We start from the raw sequence: 5,018 nt of genomic DNA, 5'->3' as shown, positions 1-5,018 counted from the left end.
GGGTGCGGGCCCTCCGCCGTACTCGTCCCGCGGGAGCGGCTACTTCGCCGGCTCCTCCTCGTCGTCGTCCAGCTGCGCCTTGATCGGCGGCGGCGCCTTCAGCAGGATCTGCCAGGTCACGTACATCGCCAGCAACAGCGGCGGGATACCGAGGGCGACCTTCAGCCAGCCGAGCAGGTTGACGTTGTGGGTGAAGTACAGCGGGAAGAGGATCACCGGCTTGAGGCCCATGATCACCACCCAGGCCCAGGTCGCCTTGGTGTAGGCGGCCAAACGGCCCGGGTTCTCCTTGCGCCAGGTGAACATCTCGCCGGTGATCGGGCCGAGCATCACCCCGATCATCGGCCAGCGCGCCAGCGCGGAGGTCGCCAGGGCGACGCAGTAGCCGACGTTCCAGAGCAGGCCAGGCAGGTAGAAGTCCTCGGCCTTGCCGCTCTTCATCGCGATCCAGGCACCGAGGGCGACGCCGAACACGCCGCTGAAGGCGTGCTGGATGGTCTCCCGCTTCGCCAGCCGGACCACCACGAACAGGCCGCTCAGGCCGAGCGCGGCCCAGGCGGCGGCGCTCACCTGGTGGGTGATGTTGTACGTGATGATGAAGACCAGGCCGGGCAGCGTCATGTCGATCATGCCGCGCACGCCGCCGAAGGCCTGCAGCACGGTGTCGGCGGCCTCCTTGGAGGCGGCCTTGCGGGCGGCCTCGACGGCCGCCGGGTCGAGGGGCTGCTCGACGGCCGGTGCCGTGACCTCGATCGACCGCGTCACACCGTCCACCGCCACATCGGCGGCGTCCAGATCGAGCCGGGCGGCGGCTTCGCCGCCGGGGTGGTTGCTCACACTTCGCTCCCGTGTCCGACCGGACGCAGCTCATAGCGGGGGTTGAACAGCACGCGGCGGCCGCGTGCGTGGCTGATCCGGCCGCTGGCGACCAGCCGGCGGCCCGGCTCTATGCCCGCGATCGAGCGACGACCGAGCCAGACGACCTCCAGTGCCTCGGTGCCGTCGAAGAGTTCGGCCTCCAGGGCCGGCACCCCGGCCCGGGGGCGGAGCGTCACCGTGCGCAGCGTGCCCGCGACCGTGACGAGCTCGCGGTCCGCGCAGCCGGCGATCGGCCGGCAGCCGGACTCGGCGGCGCTCTCCTGGCGCAGGTCCTCGGCGTCCAGCTCCTCGGCCGAGGAGGTCAGCCGGCTGAACATGCGGCGGAATCGCCCCGGCGGCTGGCCACTGCTGTTGTCACCACTCATGTCGGCAGGGTACCGGTTTCCGGGCCCCCGGCGGCAGGCCGCGCAGCCGCCGGCGGGCCCCCGGTCAGCTCTCGAAGCGGTAGCCCATGCCCGGTTCGGTGATGAAGTGGCGCGGGTGCGAGGGGTCGCGCTCCAGCTTGCGACGCAGCTGGGCGAGGTAGACCCGCAGGTAGTTGGTCTCGGTGCGGTAGGCCGGGCCCCACACCTCCTGGAGCAGCTGGGTCTGGCTGACCAGCCGGCCGGCGTTGCGGACCAGCACTTCCAGCAGGTGCCATTCGGTGGGCGTGAGGCGTACGTCGGTGCCGTCCCGGTTGACCTTCTTGGCGGCGAGGTCGACGGTGAAGCTCTCGGTGACGACCAGCGAGTCGTCCTCCCCCGCCACCGGCTCGGCCCGGCGCACGGCGGCGCGCATCCGGGCGAGCAGCTCGTCCATCCCGAAGGGCTTCGTGACGTAGTCGTCGGCGCCGGCATCCAGGGCCTCGACCTTCTCGTCCGAGGCGTGCCGGGCCGACAGCACGATGATCGGCACCCGGGTCCAGCCGCGCAGGCCGCGGATCACCTCGACGCCGTCCATGTCGGGCAGGCCCAGGTCGAGGACGACCACGTCCGGATGGCGGGCGGCGGCCAGCTCCAGCGCGCTCGCGCCGTCATGGGCCGCGTCGACCTCGTACTTACGGGCCTTGAGGTTGATCACCAGCGCGCGGACGATCTGCGGTTCGTCGTCCACGACGAGGACCCGGGTCATTTACGGGCTCCGCCTTTCAGGGCTGTCGGATCTTACGGACTGTATGACTCAGATGAAGGTACGACGCGCGCCACCGGGCAGCCACGGGTCCAGCCGGTGCGCCCCCGGGCCTCACGTGATCAGCTGCGAGAGCGGATCGTGACCGTCACCGGTCGGCTCCTCCGGTTCGGGCGGCCGTTCGACGGCGGGCAGACTGACCACCATGGTGAGGCCGCCGCCCGGGGTGTCCTCGGCGGTGACGGTCCCGTCCATCGCCTCGACGAAGCCGCGCGCCACCGCGAGCCCGAGGCCCACCCCGGCACCGCGCGGGGCGTCCCCGTAGCGCTGGAACGGCGCGAAGATCTTCTCCTTGGCGCCCTCGGGCACCCCCGGGCCGCGGTCCACTATCCGCAGCTCGACCCGGCCCGGCCCGCCCGGCTGCTCCAGCGCGTCCGCCTTGACCAGCACCCTGACGCCGTCCGGGCTGTACTTGACGGCGTTCTCGACCAGGTTGGCCAGCGAGCGCTCCAGCAGCCCGCCGTCGGCCCGGATCATCGGCAGCGTCTCCGGGACCTCCAGCCGCACCGACTCCGGCGGCACCCCGCCCAGGGCGTACGGCACCACCTCGTCCAGGTCGGTCTCCTGGATCAGCGGGGTGACGGTCCCGGTCTGCAGCCGGCTCATGTCGAGCAGGTTGTTGATCAGGTGGTCCAGCCGGTCGGCCCCGGCCTCGATCCCGGCCAGCAGCTCGGCCTCGTCCTCCGGGTCCCAGTCCACGTCGGCCGAGCGCAGCGAGCTCACCGAGGCCTTGATGCCCGCCAGCGGGGTGCGCAGGTCGTGCGAGACGGCGGCCAGGAGAGCGGTGCGGATCCGGTTCCCCTCAGCCTCCCGGCGGGCCGCCGCGGCCTCCCGGGCCAGTCGGCGGCGCTCCAGCACCACCGCCGCCTGCGCGGCGAAGGCCCCGAGCAGCCGCCGGTCCGCCCCGGGCAGCACCCGGCCGCGCAGCACCAGCGCCAGGCTCTCCCCCACCGGCACGTCCACGTCGGCCTCCTCGGGCCGCTCCGGCGGGCGCGGCCCGGCGGTGGCCACCGGCACCCAGCCGCCCATCGGCTCCGGGCGCTCCAGCAGCGCGGCGCTCTCCTGCCCGAAGGTCTCCCGGACCTGTTCCATCAGCGCGGTCAGCACCCCGTCCCCGTTCGGCGCGCCGCGCAGCACCGTGCCCGCGAGCGCGCTGAGGGTCTGCGCCTCGGCCTGGGCGCGGGCCGCCTGATGGGTGCGCCGGGCCGCCAGGTCCACCACGGACGCGACCGAGCAGCCGACGATGGTGAATATCGCCACCGCCATGATGTTCTGCGGCTCGCTGATGGTGAAGGTGTGCAGTGGCGGGGTGAAGTAGTAGTTCAGCACCGAGGAGCCGACCAGCGCCGAGCCGATCGACGGCAGCAGCCCGCCGACCAGCGCCGCGCACACCGTCAGCGACAGGAACAGCAGCATGTCGGTCGACAGGCCCAGCCCGCCGATCGCGGTCAGCACGAGCGCCAGCACCGGTGGGCCGGCCAGTCCGATCAGCCAACCCGCGATCGTCCGGGTCCGGCCCAGGTCGGTGATCCGGCGCACGGGTATCTTGTTGCGCCGCCCGTGTCCGGCGTGCTCGTGGGTGACCATGTGGACGTCGATGTCCCCGGCCTTCTGCGTCACCGTGGTGCCGACGCCCGGCCCGTACAGGTACTGCCACCCGGGCCGACGGCTGGTGCCCAGCACGATCTGGGTCGCGTTCACGCCGCGGGCGAAGTCCAGCAGCCCGGCAGCGGGGTCGTCGCCCAGGACGTTGTGGAAGGAGCCGCCCAGGCTCTCCACCAGCGCGCGCTGCTCGATCAGCGTCTGCGGCGAGCCCGAGCCCGCGAGCCCGTCCGAGCGGGAGATGTGGACGGCTAGCAGCTCACCGCCGGAGACACGGGCCGCGATCCGCGCCGCCCGCCGGATCAGCGTGGCCCCCTCGGGGCCCCCGGTCAGGCCGACCACGATCCGCTCCCGGGCCTGCCAGGTGCCCTCGATCCCCTGCTCGGCGCGGTACTTCTGCAGGTACTCGTCCACCCGGTCGGCGGTCCACAGCAGCGCCAGCTCGCGCAGCGCGGTCAGGTTGCCCGGACGGAAGTAGTTGGCGAGCGCGGCGTCGATCTTCTCCGGCGCGTACACGTTGCCGTGCGCCAGCCGCCGCCGCAGCGCCTGCGGGGACATGTCCACCAGCTCGATCTGGTCCGCCCGGCGGACCACCTCGTCCGGCACGGTCTCGCGCTGGCGCACCCCGGTGATGCCCATGACGGCGTCGCCGAGCGACTCCAGGTGCTGGACGTTGACGGTGGAGATCACGTCGATCCCGGCCGCCAGCAACTCCTCGACGTCCTGCCACCGCTTCTCGTTGCGGCAGCCGGGGACGTTGGTGTGGGCCAGCTCGTCCACCAGCGCCACCTGCGGGCGGCGGGCGAGGACGGCGTCCAGATCCATCTCGGAGAACCTGGCACCCCGGTGCACCACCTGCTTCCGCAGCACGACCTCAAGCCCGGCGACCTGGTCCGCGGTACGCCGCCGGCCGTGGTCCTCCACGAAGGCCACCACGACGTCCGTGCCACGCTCCTGGCGCCGGTGCGCCTCGGCGAGCATGGCGTACGTCTTGCCGACCCCGGGGGCCGCCCCGAGGTAGATGCGCAGCCTGCCTCGTCCCATGAGCACCATTCTTGATCCGGCCCGGCCCGGGAGCCACCCCCGGACACCTGTTCCCCCTCCTTTTGAGACTACGGCGTGAGAAGCGAAATTCCGCTGATCAGTGCACTGATCATGCGGTTTTAGCGACATATTGATGGAGTCCCAGCCACTCGGCGGGGGTCACTCGGGAGGTGTCCGCAGGCCCGAGTCTCCGTCACCGGGCCTTCGTCCGGCTTTCGTCCGGTTTCCGGTAAACGCGAAGAACCCCCATCCGGAATCCGGATGGGGGTTCTTCTGAATGATTGTTCGGCGGCGTCCTACTCTCCCACAGGGTCCCCCCTGCAGTA

At 72.0% G+C, this 5,018-nt stretch carries 4 protein-coding genes; all 4 read right to left on the bottom strand.

Annotated features, from left to right (window positions below; all coding sequences use genetic code 11):
* Positions 1-39: 39 nt before the first annotated feature.
* The 4 genes from ACFVWU_RS44205 to ACFVWU_RS44190 all read right to left on the bottom strand — a co-directional run bounded on the left by ACFVWU_RS44205 (position 40) and on the right by ACFVWU_RS44190 (position 4,692).
* Positions 40-837, bottom strand: coding sequence for a DUF3159 domain-containing protein (locus ACFVWU_RS44205; protein ID WP_387632229.1), 798 nt, complete (start codon positions 835-837; stop codon positions 40-42).
* Complete coding sequence (locus ACFVWU_RS44200) at positions 834-1,244, bottom strand: OB-fold nucleic acid binding domain-containing protein (RefSeq protein WP_387632227.1); 411 nt, start codon at positions 1,242-1,244, stop codon at positions 834-836. The genes ACFVWU_RS44205 and ACFVWU_RS44200 overlap by 4 nt, the downstream gene beginning before the upstream one ends.
* A 64-nt stretch (positions 1,245-1,308) precedes the next feature.
* On the bottom strand, positions 1,309-1,989 hold the full coding sequence (locus ACFVWU_RS44195; protein ID WP_033351413.1) for a response regulator: 681 nt from the start codon (positions 1,987-1,989) through the stop codon (positions 1,309-1,311).
* Positions 1,990-2,100: 111 nt separating this feature from the next.
* A complete protein-coding gene (locus tag ACFVWU_RS44190) occupies positions 2,101-4,692 on the bottom strand; it encodes an ATP-binding protein (protein WP_387632225.1) in 2,592 nt (863 codons plus the stop codon).
* Positions 4,693-5,018 lie beyond the last annotated feature (326 nt).

The sequence above is a fragment of the Kitasatospora sp. NPDC058190 genome, assembly GCF_042883685.1.
Classification (GTDB): Bacteria; Actinomycetota; Actinomycetes; order Streptomycetales; family Streptomycetaceae; genus Kitasatospora.
The sequence above is the reverse complement of the archived record's forward strand: the minus strand, read 5'-3'. Positions and strand labels throughout refer to the sequence as shown.

What these genes read in the sequence shown, in the direction of transcription:
- ACFVWU_RS44200 (WP_387632227.1), bottom strand. Translation starts at nt 1,244, where the DNA reads ATGAGTGGTGACAACAGCAGTGGCCAGCCGCCGGGGCGATTCCGCCGC.
- ACFVWU_RS44195 (WP_033351413.1), bottom strand. Translation starts at nt 1,989, where the DNA reads ATGACCCGGGTCCTCGTCGTGGACGACGAACCGCAGATCGTCCGCGCG.
- ACFVWU_RS44190 (WP_387632225.1), bottom strand. Translation starts at nt 4,692, where the DNA reads ATGGGACGAGGCAGGCTGCGCATCTACCTCGGGGCGGCCCCCGGGGTC.